Source organism: Streptomyces sp. C1-1, from assembly GCF_050214755.1.
Lineage (GTDB): Bacteria > Actinomycetota > Actinomycetes > Streptomycetales > Streptomycetaceae > Streptomyces.
Genome location: NZ_CP189826.1, coordinates 5514732 through 5538880, shown reverse-complemented (window position 1 = coordinate 5538880; position 24149 = coordinate 5514732). Strand labels below are relative to the sequence as shown.

24 protein-coding genes and 1 riboswitch are annotated in these 24149 nt (G+C 71.8%); of the genes, 11 read left to right on the top strand and 13 right to left on the bottom strand.

The features are described 5' to 3' along the window. The first annotated feature begins 29 nt into the window (after positions 1-29). Positions 30-929: a UTP--glucose-1-phosphate uridylyltransferase gene (locus tag ACQF4J_RS25420; RefSeq protein WP_427166853.1), complete on the top strand. Its 900-nt coding sequence runs from the start codon at positions 30-32 to the stop codon at positions 927-929. A gap of 55 nt (positions 930-984) precedes the next feature. Next, positions 985-2628: a DNA repair helicase XPB gene (locus ACQF4J_RS25415; protein ID WP_351799053.1), complete on the top strand. Its 1644-nt coding sequence runs from the start codon at positions 985-987 to the stop codon at positions 2626-2628. A gap of 10 nt (positions 2629-2638) precedes the next feature. Here the strand turns inward: ACQF4J_RS25415 and ACQF4J_RS25410 are convergent, their stop codons facing one another. Together ACQF4J_RS25410 and ACQF4J_RS25405 are read right to left on the bottom strand one after the other, a co-directional pair. After that, a complete protein-coding gene (locus ACQF4J_RS25410; RefSeq protein ID WP_427166852.1) occupies positions 2639-3019 on the bottom strand; it encodes a hypothetical protein in 381 nt (126 codons plus the stop codon). Between the two features lie 88 nt (positions 3020-3107). After that, entirely contained in the window at positions 3108-3290 is a 183-nt protein-coding gene (locus ACQF4J_RS25405) for a hypothetical protein (protein WP_200705676.1), read from the bottom strand. 301 nt (positions 3291-3591) lie between these two features. Here ACQF4J_RS25405 and ACQF4J_RS25400 point away from each other — a divergent pair, with 301 nt between their 5' ends. Continuing rightward, on the top strand, positions 3592-5652 hold the full coding sequence (locus ACQF4J_RS25400; RefSeq protein ID WP_427166851.1) for a HelD family protein: 2061 nt from the start codon (positions 3592-3594) through the stop codon (positions 5650-5652). Here the strand turns inward: ACQF4J_RS25400 and ACQF4J_RS25395 are convergent. Beyond that, positions 5642-6355 (bottom strand): copper homeostasis protein CutC, encoded by a 714-nt coding sequence (locus ACQF4J_RS25395; RefSeq protein ID WP_427166850.1) that lies wholly within the window; start codon positions 6353-6355, stop codon positions 5642-5644. The genes ACQF4J_RS25400 and ACQF4J_RS25395 overlap by 11 nt on opposite strands. Positions 6356-6456: 101 nt before the next feature. After that, positions 6457-7131 carry a maleylpyruvate isomerase family mycothiol-dependent enzyme gene (locus tag ACQF4J_RS25390; RefSeq protein ID WP_427166849.1) on the bottom strand — a complete coding sequence of 225 codons (675 nt, stop codon included), beginning with the start codon at positions 7129-7131 and terminating at the stop codon, positions 6457-6459. 45 nt (positions 7132-7176) lie between these two features. Between ACQF4J_RS25390 and ACQF4J_RS25385 the strand changes: the two genes are divergently transcribed. Next, entirely contained in the window at positions 7177-7839 is a 663-nt protein-coding gene (locus ACQF4J_RS25385) for an HD domain-containing protein (RefSeq protein WP_427166848.1), read from the top strand. A gap of 10 nt (positions 7840-7849) precedes the next feature. Continuing rightward, positions 7850-8917 (top strand): GNAT family N-acetyltransferase, encoded by a 1068-nt coding sequence (locus tag ACQF4J_RS25380; protein WP_427166847.1) that lies wholly within the window; start codon positions 7850-7852, stop codon positions 8915-8917. On the opposite strand, the gene ACQF4J_RS25375 is transcribed toward ACQF4J_RS25380, so the two are convergent. Together ACQF4J_RS25375 and ACQF4J_RS25370 are read right to left on the bottom strand one after the other, a co-directional pair. Continuing rightward, positions 8899-9177, bottom strand: coding sequence for a DUF4031 domain-containing protein (locus tag ACQF4J_RS25375; protein ID WP_351560702.1), 279 nt, complete (start codon positions 9175-9177; stop codon positions 8899-8901). The two genes, ACQF4J_RS25380 and ACQF4J_RS25375, sit on opposite strands and share 19 nt — an antisense overlap. Beyond that, on the bottom strand, positions 9174-9587 hold the full coding sequence (locus tag ACQF4J_RS25370) for a hypothetical protein (RefSeq protein ID WP_351560700.1): 414 nt from the start codon (positions 9585-9587) through the stop codon (positions 9174-9176). Before ACQF4J_RS25370 ends, ACQF4J_RS25375 begins: the two co-directional genes overlap by 4 nt. A 54-nt stretch (positions 9588-9641) precedes the next feature. Between ACQF4J_RS25370 and ACQF4J_RS25365 the strand changes: the two genes are divergently transcribed. The 4 genes from ACQF4J_RS25365 to ACQF4J_RS25350 all read left to right on the top strand — a co-directional run bounded on the left by ACQF4J_RS25365 (position 9642) and on the right by ACQF4J_RS25350 (position 13266). Beyond that, positions 9642-10571, top strand: a complete 930-nt coding sequence (locus tag ACQF4J_RS25365; protein ID WP_351560698.1) for a MurR/RpiR family transcriptional regulator — start codon at positions 9642-9644, stop codon at positions 10569-10571. Positions 10572-10630: 59 nt separating this feature from the next. Continuing rightward, entirely contained in the window at positions 10631-11566 is a 936-nt protein-coding gene (gene murQ / locus ACQF4J_RS25360) for an N-acetylmuramic acid 6-phosphate etherase (RefSeq protein ID WP_427166846.1), read from the top strand. A gap of 94 nt (positions 11567-11660) precedes the next feature. Further along, positions 11661-12632 (top strand): ankyrin repeat domain-containing protein, encoded by a 972-nt coding sequence (locus ACQF4J_RS25355; protein ID WP_427166845.1) that lies wholly within the window; start codon positions 11661-11663, stop codon positions 12630-12632. A 64-nt stretch (positions 12633-12696) separates the two neighbouring features. Beyond that, complete coding sequence (locus tag ACQF4J_RS25350) at positions 12697-13266, top strand: hypothetical protein (RefSeq protein WP_351560692.1); 570 nt, start codon at positions 12697-12699, stop codon at positions 13264-13266. A gap of 33 nt (positions 13267-13299) precedes the next feature. Here the strand turns inward: ACQF4J_RS25350 and ACQF4J_RS25345 are convergent, their stop codons facing one another. The 6 genes from ACQF4J_RS25345 to thrC form a co-directional block, all read right to left on the bottom strand. Continuing rightward, entirely contained in the window at positions 13300-14829 is a 1530-nt protein-coding gene (locus ACQF4J_RS25345; protein ID WP_351560690.1) for a carboxylesterase/lipase family protein, read from the bottom strand. 125 nt (positions 14830-14954) lie between these two features. Next, positions 14955-16073, bottom strand: coding sequence for an NADH:flavin oxidoreductase (locus ACQF4J_RS25340; RefSeq protein ID WP_427166844.1), 1119 nt, complete (start codon positions 16071-16073; stop codon positions 14955-14957). A 174-nt stretch (positions 16074-16247) separates the two neighbouring features. Further along, complete coding sequence (groL, locus tag ACQF4J_RS25335; protein ID WP_142153018.1) at positions 16248-17870, bottom strand: chaperonin GroEL; 1623 nt, start codon at positions 17868-17870, stop codon at positions 16248-16250. 359 nt (positions 17871-18229) lie between these two features. Next, complete coding sequence (locus ACQF4J_RS25330; RefSeq protein ID WP_019057200.1) at positions 18230-18436, bottom strand: cold-shock protein; 207 nt, start codon at positions 18434-18436, stop codon at positions 18230-18232. Positions 18437-18878: 442 nt separating this feature from the next. Continuing rightward, positions 18879-19154, bottom strand: a complete 276-nt coding sequence (locus tag ACQF4J_RS25325; protein WP_142153020.1) for a MoaD/ThiS family protein — start codon at positions 19152-19154, stop codon at positions 18879-18881. A 113-nt stretch (positions 19155-19267) separates the two neighbouring features. Continuing rightward, on the bottom strand, positions 19268-20554 hold the full coding sequence (gene thrC, locus ACQF4J_RS25320; RefSeq protein ID WP_351560686.1) for a threonine synthase: 1287 nt from the start codon (positions 20552-20554) through the stop codon (positions 19268-19270). A gap of 18 nt (positions 20555-20572) precedes the next feature. After that, a riboswitch (SAM riboswitch) is annotated at positions 20573-20727 on the bottom strand. Positions 20728-20896: 169 nt separating this feature from the next. Between thrC and ACQF4J_RS25315 the strand changes: the two genes are divergently transcribed. Both ACQF4J_RS25315 and ACQF4J_RS25310 read left to right on the top strand, forming a co-directional pair. Continuing rightward, complete coding sequence (locus ACQF4J_RS25315; RefSeq protein ID WP_351560684.1) at positions 20897-21841, top strand: glucosyl-3-phosphoglycerate synthase; 945 nt, start codon at positions 20897-20899, stop codon at positions 21839-21841. 63 nt (positions 21842-21904) lie between these two features. After that, complete coding sequence (locus tag ACQF4J_RS25310; protein ID WP_351560682.1) at positions 21905-23302, top strand: alpha,alpha-trehalose-phosphate synthase (UDP-forming); 1398 nt, start codon at positions 21905-21907, stop codon at positions 23300-23302. Here ACQF4J_RS25310 and otsB read toward each other — a convergent pair. Next, the gene (otsB, locus tag ACQF4J_RS25305) at positions 23290-24144 is read right to left on the bottom strand and encodes a trehalose-phosphatase (protein ID WP_351560680.1); all 855 of its coding nucleotides are present in this window, start codon (positions 24142-24144) and stop codon (positions 23290-23292) included. The genes ACQF4J_RS25310 and otsB overlap by 13 nt on opposite strands. Positions 24145-24149: the final 5 nt, after the last annotated feature.

Sequence of the window (24149 nt, the reverse complement as noted above, 5' to 3'; positions counted from 1 at the left end):
GACCGCGACCGACGAAAGGGACCGACCCCATGGCCACGACGATCCGCCGCGCAGTCATCCCCGCCGCCGGGCTGGGCTCCCGCCTCCTCCCCCTCACCAAGGCGATCCCGAAGGAGATGCTGCCGGTCGGCGACAAGCCGGTCATCGAGCACACCGTCCGCGAGCTGGTCGCGTCCGGGATCACCGACATCACGATCGTCGTCTCCGGCGGCAAGGGCCTGATCCAGGACCATTTCCGGCCGAATCCCGCACTGGTCGCCCAGCTGCGGGCGGACGGCAAGACGGCCTACGCGGACGCCGTCGAGGAGGTCGCCGAGCTGTCCCGGCGCGGCCATATCACCTACCTCGACCAGCACGGCCCGTACGGCAACGGCACCCCCGTGCTCAACGCGGCCCGCAACGTCGGCGACGAGCCGATCCTCGTCCTGTGGCCGGACGACGTCTTCGTCGCCGAGGTCCCGCGCGCCCAGCAGCTGATCCGCGCCTACGAGGCCACCAGCTGCCCCGTCCTCGCCCTGCTCCCCATGGACCCGGCCGACTCCCAGCGCTACGGCGTCCCCCGCGTCAAGGAGGACCTCGGCGACGGCCTGCTGCGCATCACCGGCCTGGTGGAGAAGCCCAAGCCGCAGGACGCGCCCTCCGCCTACGCGGCCATCGGCGGCTACGTCATCACCCCGGGGATCGTCGAGGAACTGCGCAAGCAGACCAGCGCCTGGTACGAGCACCGCACCGGCGAGATCTACCTCACCGACGCCATCAACGCCTACGCCGCCACCAGGGCCGCCTACGGCCAGGTCATCCAGGGCCGCTGGTACGACACCGGCAACCCGCTGGCCTATCTGACCGCCCAGTTCGCCCACGCCCTCGCCGACCCCGAGTACGGACCGCATCTGCGCCGCCTGGCGGAGCCCCCGGCCGACCGGCCCTGATCGCCCGCGATTGAGGCACACTGGACGTTTGGCCGTGCGGAAGGGAAGTGCCTAGGTGAACGGTCCTCTCATCGTCCAGTCCGACAAGACCCTGCTCCTGGAGGTCGACCACGAGCAGGCCGATGAGTGCCGCCGTGCCATCGCGGTCTTCGCGGAACTGGAGCGGGCGCCCGAGCACATCCACACCTACCGGGTGACTCCGCTGGGGCTGTGGAACGCGCGTGCCGCCGGGCACGACGCCGAGCAGGTCGTCGACGCGCTGGTGCAGTACAGCCGCTACCCGGTGCCGCACGCCCTGCTCGTGGACGTCGCCGACACGATGGACCGGTACGGCCGGCTGACGCTGAGCAAGCACCCCGCGCACGGACTGGTGCTGACCACCACCGACCGGCCGGTGCTGGAAGAGGTGCTGCGCTCCAAGCGCGTCGCGCCGCTGGTCGGCGCCCGCATCGACCCCGACACCGTCGCCGTGCACCCCTCCGAGCGCGGGCAGATCAAGCAGACGCTGCTGAAGCTGGGCTGGCCGGCCGAGGACCTCGCCGGATACGTGGACGGAGAGGCGCACCCGATCGAGCTCGCCGAGGACGGCTGGGCGCTCAGGCCGTACCAGAAGCAGGCCGTGGAGAACTTCTGGCACGGCGGCAGCGGGGTCGTCGTGCTGCCCTGCGGGGCCGGCAAGACGCTGGTCGGCGCCGGGTCGATGGCGCAGGCCAAGTCCACGACGCTGATCCTCGTCACCAACACCGTCTCCGCCCGGCAGTGGAAGCACGAGCTGGTGAAGCGGACCTCGCTGACCGAGGACGAGATCGGCGAGTACAGCGGGACGCGCAAGGAGATCCGGCCCGTCACCATCGCCACGTACCAGGTGCTGACGACGAAGCGGAAGGGCGTCTATCCGCACCTGGAGCTGTTCGACTCCCGCGACTGGGGGCTGATCGTCTACGACGAGGTGCACCTGCTGCCTGCCCCGGTGTTCAAGTTCACCGCGGACCTCCAGGCGCGGCGGCGGCTCGGGCTGACGGCGACCCTGGTGCGCGAGGACGGCCGTGAGTCGGACGTGTTCTCGCTGATCGGCCCGAAGCGGTTCGACGCTCCGTGGAAGGAGATCGAGGCGCAGGGCTACATCGCGCCGGCCGACTGTGTGGAGGTCCGGGTCAACCTCACCGACTCCGAGCGGCTCGCCTACGCCACCGCCGAGCAGGAGGAGAAGTACCGCTTCTGTGCGACGACCGCGACCAAGCGGAAGGTCACCGAGGCGCTCGTACGCCGGTTCGCGGGGCAGCAGATCCTCGTCATCGGCCAGTACATCGACCAGCTCGACGAGCTGGGCGAGCACCTGAACGCGCCCGTCATCAAGGGCGAGACCTCCAACACCCAGCGCGAGAGGCTCTTCGACGCCTTCCGCGAGGGCGAGATCAGCGTGCTGGTGGTGTCGAAGGTCGCGAACTTCTCCATCGACCTGCCGGAGGCGACGGTCGCGATCCAGGTGTCCGGCACCTTCGGCTCGCGGCAGGAGGAGGCCCAGCGGCTGGGGCGGGTGCTGCGGCCGAAGGCCGACGGCCACCAGGCCCACTTCTACTCGGTGGTCGCCCGGGACACCATCGACCAGGACTTCGCCGCGCACCGGCAGCGGTTCCTGGCGGAGCAGGGGTACGCGTACCGGATCGTGGACGCGGACGAGATCCTGGCGGAGGGCTGAGGCCCCGCCGTCAGGGCGCGGGCAGGGTGAACACCAGCAGCAGGACGAACAGCGCCGGCAACACGGCGGCGAGTGCGGCGCAGACCCGGACGGGCAGCCAGCGCAGCTTCCAGGGCAGTGCCCAGGCCGTGGCGAGCGCGGCGAGGGTGGGCAGGGTGCCGTACTCGAGGGTGCCGTAGATCAAGGACAGGTGGGTGGTGAGCGCCGACGAGCAGTCGTCGGGGCCGCAGGCGTCCGTCGCCATGGCGGACAGGCCGCCGAAGAGCACCGCGGCCGGTCCCAGGAACACCAGGAGAACCGTCGCGACCAGCGGCGCGATCCACGCCCTGGGGTCCCGCCCGGCCGGGTCCGACGAGGCCGGGGGCTGTGCCGCGAAGTGCTGTGTGGTCATACGAGCAGTGAACCGGGGCGCCGGACTGCGGGGCACCGGTACGGATACTCATCCCACGCGTGGCCGCCTACTCAGGTGGTCCCGCGGATCACTTGCGGCGGACGCCCGCTTCCTCGCCGTACTCGCCGAGTATGACGACGTCGAAGGCGGCGCCGGCGAAGACACGGATCGCGCGGAGAGCGTTGCCGAGGCGGTGGGTGCCGTGGAGGTCGGAGACGGGGGTCGCACCGGACGGGCGACCGGGGGCCGGGGTGATGGTCGCTGCACTCATGTATCCATGGTGGCGTCCCGGACATAAGGAGAGCATCGGCCCAAGGTCCCCACTTGCTGTGATACCTGGGTACCCCCCATGGGTGAAGGCGTCCACCCGGGGATGGAAGGGTGAACCCCTAGGGGGAGCCGGGAAGCGGGGCGGACCGGGTCGGAAAATCGGTTGGCCACCGTACCGCCCCCTCGCCTAAAATCTCCGCTCTTGCCCGCCTCCCTCGACGGAGCGCCGCCGACCGGCCGGAAACCGGTCGGCACCTCGCAGCAGCAGTCACACGGCCCGCAGCACCTTCGGAGGCACCCCCTTGTCCACGTCCGTCGACGACCCCGCGCCCCTCGACGACCCCCTCTCCCGCGAGCGCTCCCACCTCGCCGAATCCCGGGCCGCGCTGCGCGCCATGCGCGAGGACGTCGAGTCGCTCGACATCAAGGACGTCACCGCGAACTGGGTCAACGCCGAGGTCCTGGCCCGCCAGATCGACGAGCGGATCAAGGCGCTGGCCGACCTCAGCGACACCCCGCTGTTCTTCGGCCGCCTCGACTACCTGCACGCCCCCGGCGCGGACCAGGCCGAGGGGGCGTACGGCGAGCGCTTCTACATCGGGCGCCGGCACGTGCACGACCACGACGGCGACCCGATGGTCATCGACTGGCGGGCGCCGGTCTCGCAGCCGTTCTACCGGGCGTCCAAGAAGGACCCGATGGACATCGCGCTGCGCCGCCGCTTCGGCTACACGCGCGGCGACATCACCGCGTACGAGGACGAGCACCTCTCCGACCCGGCGGAGGCGGCGCGCACCAGCAAGCTGCTCCAGCAGGAGATCGAGCGCCCGCGTGTCGGTCCGATGCGGGACATCGTGGCCACCATCCAGCCGGAGCAGGACGAGATCGTGCGGTCCGGGCTCGGCGGCACGGTGTGCGTGCAGGGAGGCCCGGGCACCGGGAAGACGGCCGTGGGCCTGCACCGGGTCGCCTACCTGCTGTACGCCCACCGCGAGCGCCTCGCCCGCACCGGCACGCTCGTCATCGGGCCGAACCGGTCCTTCCTGCACTACATCGAGCAAGTGCTGCCCGCCCTGGGCGAGTTGACCGTGCAGCAGGCGACGGTGGACGACCTGGTGGCGCAGGTGGAGGTGCGCGGGACGGACGACGCGACGGCCGCGGTCGTCAAGGGCGACGCGCGGATGGCCCAGGTGCTGCGGCGGGCCGTCTACTCGCACGTGACCATGCCGACCGAGCCGGTCGTCGTGGTACGCGGCTCGCGCCGCTGGCGCGTCCCGGCGTACGAACTGCAGGACATCGTCCGTGAGTTGCTGGAGCGGGACATCCGTTACGGCGCCGCCCGTGAGGCCCTTCCGCAGCGCATCGCGCACGCGGTCCTGGTGCAGATGGAGCGCTCCGGTGAGGCGCCGGACGACCGGGTGCAGGACGCGGTGGCCCGCAACGCGGCGGTGAAGGCGGCGGTGAAGCAGATCTGGCCGCCGGTCGACCCGGCGAAGCTGGTGCTGCGGCTGCTGACGGACGCGGACTTCCTGGCCGAGCACGCGGAGGGCGTCCTCACCGAGGAGGAGCGCAAGACGATCCTGTGGGCGAAGCCGGTGCGCAGCGTCAAGGCGGCCAAGTGGTCCGCGGCGGACGCGGTACTGATCGACGAGACGACGGACGTCGTGCAGCGCACGCACTCCCTCGGCCATGTCGTCCTGGACGAGGCGCAGGACCTGTCCCCCATGCAGTACCGCGCCGTCGGCCGCCGCTGCACCACCGGTTCGGCGACGGTCCTCGGCGACCTGGCGCAGGGCACCACGCCCTGGGCGACCCGGAGTTGGGACGAGGCCCTCGCCCACCTCGGCAAGGCGGACGGCGTGATCGAGGAACTGACGGCCGGTTTCCGAGTGCCGACGGACGTCATCACCTACGCCTCCCGGCTCCTGCCGCACATCGCCCCCGGCCTCACCCCGGTCGCGTCGGTCCGTGAGAATCCCGGCTTCTTCGACCTGCGGTCGGTCACGGCAACCGACGAAGTCGTCGCCGCCTGCGAGGAGTTGCTCCGCAACGAGGGCTCGACCGGTCTCATCGCGGCCGACGCCCGCGTCGCGGCGCTCGCGGAGGCACTGACGGCGGCCGGCATCGGCTACCTGGCCCCCGGCGAGGAGACGACGGCCGAGACCCGTCTCACCCTGGTCCCGGCCTCGCTCGCCAAGGGCCTGGAGTACGACTACGTGGTCCTCGACGAACCGCAAGCCGTGGTGGACGGCGAGCCGGACGAGCGGACGGGGTTGCGCCGTCTGTACGTGGCCCTGACCCGAGCCGTCTCCGGCCTGATCGTCACCCACGCGGCGCCGCTGCCGCCCCAGCTCAAAGGGTGAGCGGCTGGGGAGTGGAGCCGTCCAGCACCCGGCGCCACCGGCCCACGGCCGCCGCGGACACCGGCGCGTCCCAGCCGCCGGGCCTCGCCGCCCCGCCGATGTGGAAGGCGTCGATGCCGGCGGTGCGCAGGCGGGGTACGTGGTCCAGTCGGAGGCCGCCGCCCACCAGCAGTTGCTGTTCGTAGCCGGGCTCCCCGCCCCTGGCCGCCTCGGCGAGCAGGGTGGGGAGCCCGTCGTCGACGCCCGCGGCCGAGCCCGCGGTGAGGATGGTGTCCAGGCCCGGCAGACCGTCCAGCCGCTTGCGCAGCCCGTCCCGGTCGGCCGTGTGGTCGATGGCCCGGTGGAAGGTCCAGCGGCAGCCGTCCAGCTCGGCCACGACCCGCTCCACCGCGGCGAGGTCGACACAGCCCTCGCCGTCGAGGAACCCGAGCACGAACTCGTCGGCCCCGGCCGCCCGCATGTCCTGGGCCACCCCGGCCAGCCGGCCCACGTCCCCCGCCGCGAACCCGTCGGCCAGCCGCAGCATCACGCGCAGCGAGATGTCGACGGCGGCGCGGATCGCGGTGAACGTGGCGGCCTGCGGGGTCAGGCCGTCGGCCGCGATGTCGGTGACCAGTTCGAGGCGGTCCGCGCCTCCGGCCTGGGCGGCGACCGCGTCCTCGGCGTCGAGGGCGATCACCTCCAGGACTGCACGCTTGCTCATGGGACCCCATTCGTCGATCGGGCGGAGGGTACGCTTCCGGTACACAGGTCTAGTCCAATTCAAAGACTACGCCCCTGCGGCCGCCCGCACGACGACGCCCCTCAGCCAAAGATGTTCAGATCTCCCGCCTCCACTCCCACCAGCTCGTAGGACACGCCCTGCGGCACCGGACGGCCCGCGTACAGCCGTACGAGGGTGGCGGCCTCGCCGAGGAAACGGGCCGGCGGCCGGTCCCCGCTCGCCTCGCCCAGCAGCAGCGGCTCGTCCACGTCCTCCAGGTCGGCGTGGAGCGGCGCGCGGCCCTTCTCGCGGGTGATCCGGGCGAGGAGGGCGAGCGCGTCCGGGAGCCCGGCGCCGGCATAGGCGCCCGGCTCGTCCCACACCTCGCGTACGTCGCCGGCGTGCACCCACTCGCCCAGCGCGACCATGTCCAGGATGCCGCCGGCCTTGGCGATCACCGGTCCGGCCTCGGTCATCCCACGCTCCAGCTCGTCGACGACCTGCCGGTTCGTCCACCCGGCCCGCTCGGCGATGTCGCGGTCGTTGGCCTCGGGCGAGAAGACGCCCTTCTCGAACCGGCTCTCCACCACCCGCATCAGCGCGGACGAACAGTGCGCGAGCACGTCCCGCACGGTCCACCTCGGACACCCGGTGGTCGGCACCGCGAAGTCCGCGTCCGGCCGGGCCCGCAACAGCGGTACGAAGACATCACGCTCGGCAGCCAGAAGCCGCCCGGGCAGTTCGGGATCGCGCGCTTCGGGAGTCGTAGTAGTCATGGGGTCACGCTAGGGGCGGGAGGTGGTCGGCGGGAGAATGGGGGTATGGCCGATCTCGACGTTCTGCGTTCCCGCTGGACCCGTGCGCTGGCCGGAGCCCGAGGCTCCGCCGCCGGCCCCGATCCGGTGCCGTACGCCGACAACCTGCTGGCCCGCTGGCGGGAGCCGCAGCGCCGATACCACACGCTCGCGCACCTCGTCGCCGTCCTCGACCACGTCGACACGCTGGAGGAGTACGCGGACGATCCGGACACGGTGCGTCTGGCGGCCTGGTTCCACGACGCGGTCTACCTCCCGGACCGGTCCGAGAACGAGGAGCGCTCCGCCCACCTCGCCGAACGCGCCCTGACCGAGGCCGGCGTCCCCGACGACACCACCGCCGAGGTCGCCCGGCTGGTCCGGCTCACCGTCACCCACGACCCCGCCGACGGCGACCGCGACGGCCAGGTGCTGTGCGACGCCGACCTCGCGGTCCTCGCCTCGCCGCCCGCCGCGTACGCCGCCTACACCGCGGCCGTACGCGAGGAGTACCACTTCGTGCCGAACGACGCCTTCCGCGCGGGGCGGGCCGACATCCTGCGTCAACTCCTCGCTCTTCCACGGCTGTTCAGGACGCCCTACGGGCAGGAGAAGTGGGAGGCGACGGCCCGATACAACCTCTCCTCCGAGCTGGAAATCCTGTCGACCGCCGTGGAGGGGGCCGAATAGCCTTCGGCCCATGCGTGCAATGGGCGGGGATCAGGTGGAAGAGGCCGTCGCGGGCTGTCTCGCGGCACTGCGGCCAGCGGTGGACCGGGACTGGACGGCGGTGCGGGCGGCCGGGATGGAGTGGACCGTCCACGAGACGGCGTTCCACATCGCGGAGTGCCTCGTCGGCTACGCGGCGAACCTCGCCGGACGCGCCCGCGACGGCTACGTCCCCTTCGAGATCACGCTCGACGAGGGCACCGACAACACGGGCCTGCTGCACCTCGTCGAGTCGATGGGCGCCCTGCTCGCCGCGGCGGTCCGCACCGCCCCGCGCGAGGCCCGCGCCTTCCACCCGTACCCCTTCCGCAGCGCGAACCGCGAGGGCTTCGCCGCGATGGGCGTCGCCGAGGTGCTGCTGCACACGTACGACATGACGGCCGGCCTGGGGCTGGCCTACGAACCGCCGTCCGCCGTGGCGGAGTTCGTCCTCAGCACGATCTTCCCGCACGTCCGGCCCGACTCCGACGCCTGGCGGACCCTGCTGTGGGCCACCGGGCGCGGCGAACTGCCCGGCCGGGCCCCCGTCACCGAGTGGCGCTGGCACAACAACCTCGTCCACACCACCGACCGCCTCACCCTTGAGGGCATCACGCCGGCGTCCGCGCGCGACCTGGTGCTCGGCGGCGACGGCGGCTTCGACTGGATCGCCGGCGGCCCGTACGCCGGCACCCGGGAGGCGGCCGGCTTCCTGCTGAAGGCCTACGAGGAGGGCGTCCACCGGCCGGAGTTCGGCGTCTTCGTCCTCGTCCGCCGGGAGGACGGCCGGGCGATCGGCGGCATGGGCTTCCACGGCGTCCCGGACGAGGAGGGGCGGGTGGAGGTCGGCTACGACCTGGTCGAGTCCGCCCGCGGCAACGGCTACGCGACCGAGGCGCTGCGGGCCCTCGCCGACTGGGCGTTCGCCCGGGACGACGTCCGCGCGCTCTTCGCGACGGTCGACCGCGACAACCTCCCCTCCCAGGCGGTCGTCACCCGCGCCGGGTTCCGCAGGGTGAGCGAGGAAGCGGAGGCGTTCGCCTACGAACTGGGGCGCTGAACACGGCCCTTGGGCCGCCGCAGCCCCGCCGCGGTCAGCAGCCGCACCACCTCTCGGCTGCTGACCTGCACCGCCCCGGCGGCCACCGCGTCCGCGTACCGGTGCGAGGGGATGTCGTAGTGGTCGCGCTCGAAGGCGCGCCGCGGCACGCCCAGCCCGTCGGCGAACAGCCGCAGTTCGTCGTAGGAGACGTCGCTGATGAGGTGGGACCACATGCGGCCGTGGCCGGGCCAGTCCGGCGGGTCGATGTAGACGGTCACGACGCGGGCGTCCCGCCCGTCGCCGGCCCCAGCGCCCCGACCGCCGCGACCCGCACGCCCGCCTTGTGGCAGACCCAGTGCGGGTCGGCGCCCAGTTCGGGCTCGACCTCCAGCGCGTGCGGGTCGCCGGAGCCGCAGACGGGGCACAGCGGCCAGCGGCCGTACGTCTCCAGCAGGGCGTCCTGGACGTCCTGGGCGACCAGCCCCGTCACGAACTCCGCGCCCTGCGGCCACTGCTCGACCCACCAGCGCCGCTGTGCGACGGAGTCCTCGACCATGGACACCACGTCCGCCGCGGCGACCCGCCCCGCGGCCAGGTCGGCGAGCACGAGGGCGCGCGCCACGTGCAGCGCCCGCTCCAGGGGGGCGACCGGGGCGCCCGGGGTTTCGGGGGTGTCGGAGGGATCCATGCACCCATTGTGCGCACTCTTGACCGGTGCCTCGGCCGAAAATATCTTTCATACGTGACCCAGAACGTGAAGGAAATTTTCGCCGGCCACGGTGCGGGCACGCCGGGCACCGCGCCTCCCGCCCCCGCCGCCCTCGCCGCCAAGGTGCGCACGCTCGCCCCCTCCATGACACGTTCCATGCAGCGCGTCGCCGAGGCCGTCGCGGGCGACCCGGCCGGCTGCGCCGCCCTCACGGTCACCGGGCTCGCCGAGCTCACCGGCACCAGCGAGGCGACGGTGGTCCGCACCGCCCGGCTGCTCGGGTACCCGGGGTACCGGGATCTGCGGCTCGCCCTCGCCGGGCTCGCGGCGCAGCAGCAGTCGGGCCGCGCCCCGGCCATCACCACCGACATCGCCGTCGACGACCCCATCGCCGACGTCGTGGCCAAACTGGCCTACGACGAGCAGCAGACGCTCGCCGACACGGCGGCCGGACTCGACACCGTGCAGCTGGGGGCCGCGGTCGCCGCGGCCGCCGTGGCACGGCGCATCGACGTGTACGGGGTGGGCGCGTCGGGGCTGGTCGCCCAGGACCTCACCCAGAAGCTGCTGCGGATAGGGCTGATAGCCCACGCGCACAGCGACCCGCACCTGGCCGTGACGAACGCGGTGCAGCTGCGGGCGGGTGACGTCGCCATCGCCATCACGCACTCCGGGTCGACGGGGGACGTCGTGGAGCCGCTGCGGGTGGCCTTCGAGCGCGGGGCGACGACCGTGGCGATCACCGGGCGGCCGGACGGGGCGATCGCCCAGTACGCCGATCACGTGCTGACGACGTCCATCGCCCGGGAGAGCGAGCTGCGGCCGGCCGCGATGTCGTCCCGGACCAGTCAACTGCTGGTCGTGGACTGCCTGTTCGTGGGGGTGGCGCAGAAGACGTACGAGACGGCGGCGCCCTCGCTGGCCGCGTCGTACGAGGCGCTCGCCCACCGGCACCGGCGGTAGCCCCTCGCCCTTCCTTCTCTCACGTTCCTGGCAGCACTTCACGAAAGAGCCGCTCCACCATGACCTCCACCTCCAACCCCCGTGATCTGCGCGCCGAGTTGGAATCGCTCACCACCGAGGCCTTCCGTCCCGACCTCGCCGACATCGACCGGCTGCCCACCCTGGAGATCGCCCGGCTCATGAACGGCGAGGACGCCACCGTCCCGGCGGCCGTCGCCGCACGGCTGCCGGCGATCGCCGCCGCCATCGACGCCATCGCCGACCGCATGGCACGCGGCGGGCGGCTGATCTACGCCGGTGCCGGGACCGCCGGCCGGCTCGGGGTGCTGGACGCCTCCGAATGCCCGCCGACCTTCAACACCGATCCCGAACAGGTGGTGGGGCTCATCGCGGGCGGCCCCGCCGCCATGGTCACCTCCGTCGAGGGCGCCGAGGACTCCGCCGAACTCGCCCGCGCCGATCTGGACGCCCTCGCCCTCACCTCCGCCGACACGGTGGTCGGGATCTCCGCGTCCGGCCGCACCCCGTACGCCATCGCGGCCGTCGAACACGCCCGCCGGCAGAGCGCGTTGACGGTCGGGCTCGCCTGCAACGCCGACAGCGCGCTCGCCGCGGCCGCCGAGCACGGGATCGAGATCGTGGTCGGGCCGGAGCTGCTGACCGGCTCCACCCGTCTCAAGGCCGGCACGGCCCAGAAGCTCGTCCTCAACATGCTCTCGACGATCACGATGATCAGGCTGGGCAAGACGTACGGGAACCTGATGGTCGACGTACGCGCCTCGAACGAGAAGCTGCGGGCCCGTTCCCGGCGCATCGTCGCCCTCGCCACGGGCGCGCCGGACGAGGAGATCGAGCGGGCGCTGGCGGCCACGGACGGTGAGGTGAAGAACGCGATCCTCACCCTCCTGGCAGACGTGGACGGCCCCACGGCGGCCCGACTGCTGGAGGAGTCGGACGGCCACCTGCGAGCAGCCCTGGCGGCAGCGCCCCGCTGAGCGGAAGGCCCGCCGGAGCCGGGAGCCCCACCCCGTTGTCAGTGCCGTCTGCGATGGTGTGATCACGGACTTCCACGGCCGGAGGGGGCAGGGGATGGCAGGGCGGGACGGCGACGCCTGGGGCGGTATGGACTACCGCGGCTGGCTCGATCACGCGGACGTGAAGCGGCGCCTGGACGCAGGGGCCGACCCGGAGCGGTGGGGCCTGGGCGGATCGCGGCCCCTTCATCGCGCCGCGGTGGACGGCTCGCCCGAAGTGGTCGCCGAGCTGGCCCGCCGGGTCGCGGACGTCGACGCGCCGGAGAACGGGACGACGGCCCTGTGGGACGCGGTCGTGGCGGGCCGCATGGACAACGCGCGTGCGCTGGCCGCCGCCGGGGCCGACCCGGCGTGGAGCGGCTTCGGCGGCTGGACGCCGGCCCGGCTGAGTCTCGCCGGACCCGAGCCGGACGTGTTCGCGTCCCTCGGCGCGGTGGAGCCCCTGACGGAGGCGGAGCGCGCGGTGGCGGAGGAGGGCCGACGGCTCGGCGCGGCCCTCGGCGACTTCCACTACGAGGGCTTCGGGCTGGCCTGCGTGGCCGGGATCGACGCCGAGGAGGCGATACGGCGGCTGGAGGCGACCCCAGCCGACGCCGAACTGCTGGCCGACGTGCTGGAGGACCCGTACGACTACGAGCTGGACGACATCCTCCGCCTGGTCGGTGTGACGACCGTGCCGGGCGGCTGCGTCGTCACCCAGCCCTGGGGGTACGGCCCCTCGATGCCCGGCGTCCACACCCGCCTCTCGGTGGGCACCGTCTCCTACGGCCTGTACGCCAACCCCAAGAGCGGCGACCAGGGCAGTGTTCACCGCGACGGCGTCTGCGAGGGCTGGGACCTGCACCCGGGCGGCGGCCCGTACGCGGAGGAGAGCCCGGAGGAGGTCCTGTTCTCCTACGTCCACCACTACAGGACGCTGTCGTACTGCCTCGCGTACCCCGGCCTGCGTCCGACCGACGCCCGGGCGGTCCTCGGCCCGCCGGACCACTGGGTCGAACTGCCGGAGCGCGACTACTGGGCCACATGACCGGCCCGAGCCCCGTCGAGCCCCCGCACACCTTTCGGCCCGAACACGAAGCAGACTGATACCCATGAACCACGCCCAGCTCACCGCCCTGGGCCGAGCCCTCCGCCTCCTCGGCGAGCACGGCGAGGCCCTCACCGCCGACACCCCGGACGCCAGATTGCACGAGGTCAAGGCCGACCTGCGGCGCGCCCTGGACCTCCTGGACGACAGCGTCTCCACGGCCGCTCCGGCCACCCGCTGCGCCGAGCACCCGAACGGCCCGGTCGACGAGAGCGCCCCCGATCTCTGCCTGCTGTGCGAGACCCGGCGTCGGGCGGCTCGCCGCGCCGAGTTCAACGGCGGCCCGCTGCCCGTGCACCCCACCGAGTCAGCGCCCTCCCGCTACGGCGTCCGCGGCGACCGTCCCCAGCCCCAGCAGCGCTGGCTGGCGGAGCTGTGGACGGGGCAGGAGTGGCAGCTGTGCGGTACGCCGAGACGGGACCGCCGCGAGGCGGAGCTGTATCTCGCCGCCCAGCGCCGGGGCCCGCGCGCCGCCATGGCCTACCGGCTCGTGCACGAGTTCACCGACTACGAGGTGCTGCGGGTGTGGGGCACCCCGGTGAAGGTCGACATCGAGCCGCTGGGCAACCTCTGAGCGACTGCTGGCTCTGAAGAAGGCCTGAAAAGGTCAGTTCCGCGAAAGCAGTGGCAGCGCGGTGAACTCGTGGCCCTCCCACAGCCGGCGTGTGGCCTCCTCGGGGTAGGGCCGTACCTCGGGCCGGGCGTCCAGTACCTGGACCAGACGGTCCTGCTCCCCGTATGCCGGCCAGCCCGGGTCGCCGGTGCGCGCGAACGCCGTCCACGACGCGCGGAAGCGCGCCGACAGCTCCTCCGCCTCAGCCGGCACACCGCTCCCGGCGAAGAGCAGGTTGCCGAGGTCCGCCTCGAACGTGCCGAACAGCAGGGGGATGTCCAGGCCGTGGCAGGCACCGAGGACGCCGCCCGCGCCGGGGGCCGGCCAGGTCAGTTCGTAGACGTGGGCGCGGCCGCCACCCGCCGACTGCGCCTCCGCCAGCCGCAGGCTCGGCATGTTGAACAGCCAGTCCGTCTGGACGCGTTCGTACAGGTCGCTCGGGGTGGCGTCGGGGTGGGCGGTGCGATAGGCCCGCTCCGCGTCGGGGCCGGGCCCGAACGTCCGCAGTGCCCACGCCGCCTGCTCCTCGGTGACCTTGCCGAGCAGTTCGCCCATGACGAGGAACAGCCGCCACTCGTCGCGGTTGTGTCCGACGAGCAGGTCCACGTCCCGGGCCGCGCCCGCGGCCAGCGCCTGCCAGGGCGTGGTGGGCAGCACCTCGCCGTCGACGACCGGCGAGAAGGGCGTGACCGTGGGCGCCACCTGGCCCCAGCGGTCCTCGTACTGCCGCATCTTCGCGCTCAACGCCTCGCCGGCCGAGGTGAGCAGACGGGGGTCCACGGCGGACAGCGCGGCCGCCGTCGGCGGCAGACCGGCCTCCTTGGCGATCTCGGCGGCGATGTCCCGGGCGAGTTCGTCGGAGAAGAAGGTGCCCGGAACGCTCTGGGCGATCGCCCGCCCGAACAGCCCCCGCGCACCCGGCATCGCCAGCAGCGCCGCCACCGACCCCGCGCCCGCCGACTCCCCGAACACGGTCACCCGGCCGGGGTCGCCGCCGAACGCCGTGATGTTGTCCCGTACCCACTCCAGGGCGGCCACCTGGTCGAGCAGGCCCCGGTTGGCGGGCGCCCCCTCGATGCTCGCGAACCCCTCCACGCCGACCCGGTAGTTGAGGGTGACGACGACCAGGTCGCCGTCGCGGGCGATGCGTCGGGCGTCGTAGCCGGGGCTGCCGGAGTGGCCCAGTTTGTAGGCTCCGCCGTAGATCCACACCATCACCGGGCGGAGCGCGGCCGGATCGGCCTGCGGTGTCCAGACGTTGACGGTGAGCCAGTCGTCGCCGTCGGGCGCCTCCAGCACGCCCCTGCGGCCCTGGATGCCGAGGTCCTGCGGGGGCGGCGGCCCGAACGCGTACGCCTCCCGTGTCCCGTCCCAGGCCCGCACGGGGCGCGGTGCCTGGAACCGGAGCCCGCCCACGGGCGGTTCGGCGAACGGGACGCCCCGGAAGACGGTCAGCCCGTCCTCCTGACGTCCGCGCACCGCACCGGCTCCGGTGCGTACGACCGGACCTTCCGCTGTCGTCATCGTCGGCTCCTCACGGGTGGGGGATGCAAGGCTGCCGATCCACTCAAACGAACAAGCTTGCTGAAATCAAGCAAACCAGCGGACTCCGCGCCGGCCGCGGTCGGCGGACGGCGCGGACTCGCCGTTCAGCTCAGGGACTTCAGCGCCGCCGCGTCGTAGGGCGCGAGCTCCTCGGTGCGGCCGGCCAGCACCTTCGCGGCCCACTCCGGGTCCTGCAGCAGGGCGCGTCCCACGGCCACGAGGTCGTACTCCTCGCTCTCCAGCCGGTCGAGCAGGTCGTCGATGCCCCGCAGCGGAGATCCCTCGCCCGCGAACCCGCGGAGGAAGTCTCCGTCGAGCCCGACGGAACCGACGGTGATCACCTGCTTGCCGGTCAGCTTCTTCGTCCAGCCGGCCAGGTTCAGGTCGGCGCCGTCGAACTCGGGCAGCCAGTACCGCCGGGTGGAGGCGTGGAAGGCGTCGACCCCGGCCGCCGCCAGCGGGGTGAGGATCGCCTCCAGCTCCTCGGGGGTCTCGGCGAGCCGCGCGGTGTAGTCCTGCTGCTTCCACTGCGAGTAGCGGAAGATGATCGGGAACTCGGGCGACACGGTCTCCCGCACCGCCGCGACGATCTCCGCCGCGAACTTCGTACGGGCGACGAGGTCACCGCCGTACGCGTCGGTGCGGCGGTTCGTGCCGGCCCACAGGAACTGGTCGACCAGGTAGCCGTGCGCGCCGTGGATCTCCACGCCGTCGAAGCCGATGCGCTCGGCGGCCGCGGCGGCCGCGGCGAACGCGCCGATGACGTCGTCCACGTCCCGCTGGGTCATCGCCCGGCCGGTCGGCTCGGCACCGGCGGTGACCAGGCCGGAGGGGCCGACGGCGGGGGCGGCGGGGAAGGGCGGCTGGCCCTGCTCGCGCACCATGCCGATGTGCCACAGCTGCGGGACGATCGTGCCGCCCGCCGCGTGCACCGCCTCGGCGACCTTCTGCCAGCCCGCCAGCTGCTCCTCGCCGTGGAACCGCGGGACGCGGTCGCTCTGCCCGGCTGACTCGTGGCCGACGTAGGTGCCCTCGGTGACGATCAGACCGACACCGGCGGCGGCGCGGCGGGAGTAGTACGACGCGACGTCCTCGCCGGGGATGCCGCCCGGGGAGAACTGGCGGGTCATCGGCGCCATCACGATGCGGTTGGGGACGGTCAGGCCGTTGATCGCGGTGGGACGGGACAGGATCTCCGCGGCGCGGGAGGTGGTGGCGGTCACGTGGGGAAACTCCTCGGTATGTGCATACGCATAGACACTGCGTCAACGTCAACCGCCGCACGCGTCCCCGCATTTCCGGCCGCCCTGTGACCCCGGACACGCCGAAGGGCGGCACCCCCTGCCGGAGCAGGAAGTGCCGCCCTCCGTAAGGACGTTGATCAGCCGTCAGGCGGATCAGAAGTCCATGTCACCGCCCGGCATGCCGCCACCGGCGGGCGCGGCGGCCTTCTCCGGCTTGTCGGCGATGACGGCCTCGGTGGTGAGGAAGAGCGCGGCGATGGAGGCGGCGTTCTGCAGGGCAGAGCGCGTGACCTTCGCCGGGTCGATGATGCCTTCCTTGACCAGGTCGACGTACTCGCCGGTCGCGGCGTTCAGGCCGTGACCCGGGGTGAGGTTGCGGACCTTCTCCACCACGACGCCGCCCTCGAGGCCGGCGTTGACGGCGATCTGCTTCAGCGGGGCCTCGAGCGCGATGCGCACGGCGTTGGCGCCGGTCGCCTCGTCACCCTCCAGGTCCAGCTTCTCGAAGACCGAGGAGGCCTGGATGAGCGCCACGCCACCACCGGCGACGATGCCCTCCTCGACGGCGGCCTTCGCGTTGCGGACGGCGTCCTCGATGCGGTGCTTGCGCTCCTTGAGCTCCACCTCGGTGGCGGCACCGGCCTTGATGACCGCGACACCGCCGGCGAGCTTCGCCAGGCGCTCCTGCAGCTTCTCGCGGTCGTAGTCCGAGTCGCTGTTCTCGATCTCGGCGCGGATCTGGTTCACGCGGCCCGCGACCTGGTCGCTGGCGCCGGCACCGTCGACGATGGTGGTCTCGTCCTTGGTGATGACCACCTTGCGGGCCTTGCCCAGCAGGTCGAGGGTGGCGTTCTCCAGCTTGAGGCCGACCTCCTCGGAGATGACCTCGCCGCCCGTGAGGATGGCGATGTCGCCGAGCATGGCCTTGCGGCGGTCGCCGAAGCCCGGGGCCTTGACGGCGACGGACTTGAAGGTGCCGCGGATCTTGTTGACGACCAGGGTCGACAGGGCCTCGCCCTCGACGTCCTCGGCGATGATCAGCAGCGGCTTGCCCGACTGCATGACCTTCTCCAGCAGCGGGAGCAGGTCCTTGACCGAGGAGATCTTGGAGTTGGCGATCAGGATGTACGGGTCGTCGAGGACGGCCTCCATACGCTCCATGTCGGTGGCGAAGTACGCCGAGATGTAGCCCTTGTCGAAGCGCATACCCTCGGTGAGCTCCAGCTCCAGACCGAAGGTCTGGGACTCCTCGACGGTGATGACGCCTTCCTTGCCGACCTTGTCCATGGCCTCGGCGATGAGCTCGCCGATCTGGGTGTCGGCGGCGGAGATGGAGGCCGTCGAAGCGATCTGCTCCTTGGTCTCGACATCCTTCGCCTGCTCCAGCAGGGCACCGGAGACGGCCTCGACGGCCTTCTCGATACCGCGCTTGAGGGCCATCGGGTTGGCGCCGGCGGCTACGTTGCGCAGGCCCTCCTTGACCAGGGCCTGGGCGAGAACGGTCGCGGTGGTCGTACCGTCACCGGCGACGTCGTCCGTCTTCTTGGCGACTTCCTTGACCAGCTCGGCGCCGATCTTCTCGTACGGGTCCTCGAGCTCGATCTCCTTGGCGATGGAGACACCATCGTTGGTGATCGTGGGGGCGCCCCACTTCTTCTCGAGGACGACGTTGCGGCCCTTGGGGCCGAGCGTCACCTTCACGGCGTCCGCGAGCTGGTTCATGCCGCGCTCGAGGCCGCGCCGCGCCTCCTCGTCGAACGCGATGATCTTGGCCATGTGAAGTGGTCCCTCCAGGACTGGGGGTGATTCCTTCGGACCGCGCCCGCGCCCGCGACGGACGGCTCGCCGACCCGTGGGTTCCTTGCCCCACCCGGCCTGCGGGCCTCACCGACCCGGTCCTTCTTTGTCACTCTCACCTTCAGAGTGCTAACGCCAATGATTAGCACTCGCCCCTGCCGAGTGCAAGCGCCTCCCGCGGACTGGGCCCGTGGGCGCCGGGCGGACCCGCGGCGCGCGACAGGGGTCCGGCCGTGCGGAATGCGGGCATGCCGGAGGGCCCGCACCCATGACTCCCCATGGGGTACGAGCCCTCCGAAGAAAAGAAGAACGACGCTGCTATCTACCCGGCGCGTGCTTCAGCTGGTCGCCAGTCGGACCATGTCCGCCTGCGGCCCCTTCTGGCCCTGCGAGATCTCGAAATCGACCCGCTGGCCCTCTTCCAGGGTGCGGTACCCGTCCATCTGGATGGCGCTGTAGTGGACGAAAACATCCGCACCACCGTCGACCGCGATGAAGCCGTACCCCTTCTCCGCGTTGAACCACTTGACGGTGCCCTGAGCCATGCCTAACTCCCCTATTACTGGCCCTTGCACAGATCCGCACTTCGCGGATCCGGGTCAGACCTCACCCCCCACGGTTTGGGGGCGTGCGCCGGAACGCGTCGACCGCGGCTGAATGTATCTGTCCAACTGCCGTCTGCAACAGGTCAATCGGACGAGAATTCTGGACGGCAGGGTTCCGGAATGTAGTGAGAATTCGCCCGAATTCAGGGCAAGTCGGGCCCCATAAAAGGAACAAAAGCCGCGAAAAACATGCACACTTTGGCTGCATCTCGATGGGTACGCGGCAGGAATTCTGGGCTTCCGATCCGGAGATCAGTAGCGCGTTCCCCAACTGTACCGCGCTCAACCACACTGAATTGCCCCCTCCGCTTCTCTCACGGAGGGGGCAATTCGATGAACTCTTCGTAACCGGCGTTACCGAAGGTAATGATCGGTCATTCGGTCAGCCGCCGGCGACGGCCGGGATGATCGACACGCCCGCACCGTCCGGGGTCGCCGTCTCCAGACCCTGCTCGAACCGCACGTCGTCGTCGTTGACGTACACGTTGACGAAGCGGCGCAGCTTGCCCTGGTCGTCCAGCACACGGGCGGCGATGCCGGTGTGGTTCTTCTCCAGGTCGGCGATGACCTCGGCGAGGGTGGCCCCCTCGGCGCTCACCTCGGCCTGGCCGCCGGTGTAGGTGCGCAGGATGGTGGGGATGCGGACGGACACGCTCATGTTCAAGACCTCCGGTCAGGTAAGCGCCCCGAGGGGCGCGGGGCTGTGTTCGGTGTGCGGCTACCGCCGCGTGGGCGCGACCAGCCCCCACCGGCCCGCAGACGAAAGATCGGCTAGGCGAGCCCGGCCTCACGGAACGAATCAAGGTTGGGCCGAATGGTCGCGGTCAACCCCGTGCCCGCCACCGCGTCCAGCGTCTTGAGGCCGTCGCCGGTGTTGAGGACGACGGTGGTCAGGGCCGGGTCCAGCACGCCGTTCTCGATGAGCTTGCGCGTCACGCCCACGGTCACGCCACCGGCGGTCTCCGCGAAGATGCCCTCGGTGCGGGCCAGCAACTTGATGGCGTCGACGACCTGCTCGTCGGTCACGTCCTCCACGGCACCGCCCGTGCGGCGCGCGATGTCCAGGACGTACGGCCCGTCGGCCGGGTTGCCGATGGCGAGGGACTTGGCGATGGTGTTCGGCTTCTGCGGCCGGACCACGTCGTGACCCGCCTTGTAGGCGACCGACACCGGCGAGCACCCCTCGGCCTGCGCACCGAAGATCTTGTACGGCCGGTCCTCGACGAGCCCGAGCTTGATCAGCTCCTGCAGCCCCTTGTCGATCTTCGTCAGCTGCGAGCCGGAGGCGATCGGCACCACGATCTGGTCCGGGAGCCGCCAGCCGAGCTGCTCGCAGATCTCGTACGCCAGGGTCTTGGAGCCCTCCGCGTAGTACGGCCGCAGGTTGACGTTGACGAAGCCCCAGCCCTCGCCGGCCGGGTCGCCGATCAGCTCGGAGCAGAAGCGGTTCACGTCGTCGTAGTTGCCCTCGATGCCGACGAGCTCGCCGCCGTAGACCGCGGCCATGACGACCTTGCCCTGCTCCAGGTCGTGCGGGATGAACACGCAGGAGCGGAGGCCGGCGCGGGCCGCGGCGGCGCCGACGGCACCCGCGAGGTTGCCGGTGGAGGAGCAGGAGAGCGTGGTGAAGCCGAAGGCGCGCGCGGCCTCCAGTGCCTGGGCGACGACCCGGTCCTTGAAGGAGTGCGTCGGGTTTCCGGAGTCGTCCTTCACATACAAACCGCCGGTGACACCGAGCTCGCGCGCCAGGTTGTCGGCCTTGACGAGCTTGGTCCAGCCGGGGTTGATGTTCGGCTTGTCCGCCACGTCCGCCGGGACGGGCAGCAGCGGCGCGTAGCGCCAGATGTTCGCGGGTCCCGCCTCGATGCGCTTGCGGAGCTCCTCGGTGTCGTAGGCCGAGAAGTCGTAGGCGATCTCGAGCGGGCCGAAACACTCCTCGCAGGCGAAGACCGGGCCGAGCGGCACCCGGTGACCGCACTCGCGGCACGAAAGCGCCGAGGCGGGCCCGAGGTCTACGGTCGTGGAGTCGGTGGTGCTTGCAACAGTCTGCGCAGCCATGTGAGGCGAGGCCCTTTCTCCTCATCTTCCTCACGACGCATCTCGCCGTGAGACGGATTTGGCACCTTCCCTAGCCGGGAGCCTCGCGGAATGATCAACGTTGATCTACGAGACCGGCTGGAGGGTTGCCGGGGCTTCATCGGGCCGTATCCCTCTGCCCCTCTGGATGAGCGGTATGTGGTTGTTGAACTCGTTGAACGCGGGACGACCCCCGACATGCGATGGTCATCAGCGTTGTTCAAGACTGTAACCGAAGGCCAGGACAGTTGAGATAGCCGTCCGAACCGCGAGATGGATCACAATCCGGTCCTTTCGCCGAGAGAACGCAGAGGAGCCGCCTACGTGCTGGAAGAAGTCGAGCGCTGGCTGAGCACCCGCTCCTGGTCCGTGACCGATCGCCCTCTCCACCAGATCCTGGCCGCCAAGCAGCGCACGGGCCAGTCGGTCTCCGTCGTGCTGCCCGCGCTGAACGAGGAGGAGACGGTCGGCGACATCGTCGCGATCATCCGCCACGACCTGATGCAGCAGGTCCCGCTCGTCGACGAGATCGTGGTCGTCGACTCCGGTTCCACCGACCGCACGTCCGAGGTCGCCGCGGCGGCCGGCGCGCGGGTGGTGCACCGCGACGACATCCTGCCCCGCATCCCGACGGTCCCCGGCAAGGGCGAGGTCCTGTGGCGCTCGCTGCTGGTCACGACCGGGGACATCGTCTGTTTCATCGACGCCGACCTGAAGGAGTTCTCCTCCGACTTCGTCTCCGGGATCGTCGGCCCGCTGCTCACCGACCCCGGGATCGACCTGGTCAAGGGCATGTACGACCGTCCCCTCGGCGGAGCGCGGGGACAGGGCGGCCGGGTCACCGAGCTGATGGCCCGCCCCCTGCTCAACATGCACTGGCCGCAGCTGGCCGGCTTCGTACAGCCGCTCGGCGGCGAGTACGCGGCCCGGCGCAGCCTGCTGGAACAGCTGCCGTTCCCCGTCGGGTACGGGATCGAGCTGGGCATGCTGATCGACGCCCTGCATCTGGTGGGCCTCGACGCGCTGGCCCAGGTCGACGTCGGCGTCCGCAAACACCGCCACCAGGACGGCCAGGCCCTCGGGCGGATGGCGGCGGCCATCTACCGCACGGCCCAGCTCCGCCTGGCCCGCGGCCACCTCGTCCGCCCCTCCCTCACCCAGTTCGAACGGAGCACGGACGGCTTCGAGCCGCGCACCTACTCCGTGGACACCGAGGAGCGGCCGCCGATGGCGGAGATCGCGGAGTACGCGAGACGCAAGGTGGCGTAAGGCATACGCGGACCGGGTGGTCCGCACGTTTATGCGTTTGTGGACCGGGCTACGTTGAGGCGTATGGCTTCCTCGCACGGCGCTGCCCATCAGGTGCTGGTCGCGTCCAATCGCGGCCCGGTCTCGTACGAACTCCAGCAGGACGGCTCGCTGACCGCCAAGCGGGGCGGCGGCGGGCTGGTCTCCGGCCTGTCGGCGATCGGGCCGGACGCGGGCGCGCTGTGGGTGTGCTCGGCGCTGTCCGACGGCGACCGGGAGGCGGTGCGGCGCGGGGAGGGCGAGTCCGGCGTGCGGATGCTCGACGTCCCGGCGGACGTGCACGCGGACGCGTACAACGGCATCGCCAACTCCGTACTCTGGTTCGTCCACCACATGCTGTACCAGACGCCGCTGGAGCCGGTCTTCGACGCGGAGTTCCGGCGCCAGTGGGCGTCGTACGAGACCTACAACCGGGCCTTCGCCGAGGCGCTGGCGGAGGAGGCGGCCGAGGGCGCCGCGGTGCTGGTGCAGGACTACCACCTGTGCCTGGTGCCGGGGATGCTGCGGGAGCTGCGGCCGGACCTCAGGATCGCGCACTTCTCGCACACGCCGTGGGCGCCGGTGGAGTACTTCCGGATGCTGCCCGACGACATCGCCGAGCAGCTGCTGCGCGGCATGCTCGGCGCCGACCGGCTGGGCTTCCTGACCCGCCGCTGGGCGGAGGCGTTCACGGCCTGTACGGCGCTCGTGGGCGGCCTCGGGGACACACGGGTCGGTGTGCACGGCCTCGGCGCCGACGCCGAGTTCCTGCGGCGCCGGTCCCACGAGGCCGACGTCGAAGAGCGGATGGCGTCCCTGCGGGAGGAGATCGGGGCGGGCCGCAAGGCGATCGTGCGGGTCGACCGGACCGAGCTGTCGAAGAACATCGTGCGCGGGCTGCTGGCCTACCGGCAGCTGCTGGAGGACCACCCGGAGTGGCGCGAGCGGGTGGTGCACGTGGCCTTCGCCTACCCCTCCCGGCAGGACCTGGCGGTCTACCGGGACTACACCGCCGAGGTGCAGCGCGTGGCGGACGAGATCAACTCCCGGTACGGGACGCCCGGCTGGACCCCCGTCGTGCTCCATGTGAAGGACGACTTCGCGCGCTCCCTGGCCGCCTACCGGCTGGCCGACGTGGCCCTGGTCAACCCCATCCGGGACGGCATGAACCTGGTCGCCAAGGAGATCCCGGTCGTCTCCGACGAGGGGTGCGCCCTGGTGCTGTCCCGGGAGGCGGGGGCGTATGAGGAGCTGGCCGAGGACGCGGTGACGGTGAACCCGTACGACGTGATCGGTACGGCGCGCGCCCTGCACACCGCGCTGACCATGCCGGCCGGGGAGCGCGCCGAGCGCGCCAAGCGGCTGGCCGCGTCGGCGACCGCGCTGCCGCCGGCGCAGTGGTTCCTCGACCAGCTGAACGCGCTTCTCGATCAGGCCAGTTGAGCGCTGAGGGTGGTCAGCAGACGGACCACCCCGGCCGGTCCGTCGACCACCAGGTCCGCCCGCCGGCTCAGCTCCGTCACCTCGTCGCTGCCGCTGCACACCAGCAGCCCCGGCGTGCCGTCGGACCGCAGTCCGTCCACCGCCGCGTAGGCCGGCAGGTCGCCGAGGTCGTCGCCCGCGTACAGGACCGCCGACGCGCCGGTCTCGCGGACGTGGCGGGTGAGCGCCACGCCCTTGTCCATGCCCGGCGGGCGCAGTTCCAGGACGAGACGGCCCGGCTCGACGATCAGGCCGTGGTGGGCGGCCAGGCCGGTCAGCGGCTCGCGCAGGGCCTCGAAGGCGGCCTGGGGGTCAGCTGCGCGGCGGGTGTGGACGGCGACCGCGAACCCGCCCTTCTCCTCGATCCACGCGCCCTCTCCGGCGCCGGACCGCTCCAGCAGACCCGGCAGTTCGGCGCGGACGGCGGCGACGCCGGGGTGCGGGGCGGGCGCGCTGACCTCGCCGCTGACGGCGTCCCAGCGCTCGGCGCCGTAGTGGCCGAGGACGACCAGGTGCTCAAGGCCCGGGACACCCGCGAAACCGCCGTGCCGGACGGCGACCTCGGCCGGCCGGCCGGTGACCACCGCGACGGAGGCGACCTTCGGGGCGAGGGCGGCCAGCGCGGGAACGGCGTCCGGGTGGGCGCGGGCCTGTTCGGGGTCGGGGACGATCGGCGCGAGGGTGCCGTCGAAGTCGAAGGCCAGCACCGCCTTCCCGGGATCGGCGAGAATCGCGGCGAGCCCCTCCCGCCCGGCCCGCGTACCCGGAACCGGCAAGGAGTCCATGTCCGTGTGGATACCCATACCGC